The 273-nt window shown below is 54.9% G+C and carries 1 protein-coding gene; it reads left to right on the top strand.

Annotated elements, in window-relative coordinates:
• Positions 1 to 273: ATP-binding cassette domain-containing protein (locus tag ABG80_RS21740; protein WP_152987458.1), on the top strand; the 273-nt coding region annotated here is incomplete at both ends.

Here is a 273-nt window from a genome sequence, read left to right as displayed (position 1 = left end):
GACTGGCATGGTGTTTCAACAGCATCAATTGATTGGCCGACTGACGGCTTTGCAAAACGTTTCGATGGGCCGAATGGGCTACCACACGGCATTACGCAGTCTATTCCCCCTCCCGGCGAAGGATCAATCCATATGCTTGCAAAGTCTGGACCGAGTCGGCTTATTGCACAAAGCCTTAAGCCGTGTCGACGCATTGAGCGGCGGCCAGCAGCAACGCATCGGTATTGCCCGGGCTCTGGCTCAGCAACCTAAACTGGTGTTGGCTGATGAACC

It is taken from the genome of Aquabacterium parvum (assembly GCF_001447195.1).
GTDB classification, from domain to species: domain Bacteria; phylum Pseudomonadota; class Gammaproteobacteria; order Burkholderiales; family Burkholderiaceae_C; genus Aquabacterium; species Aquabacterium parvum.
The sequence above is the reverse complement of the archived record's forward strand: the minus strand, read 5'-3'. Positions and strand labels throughout refer to the sequence as shown.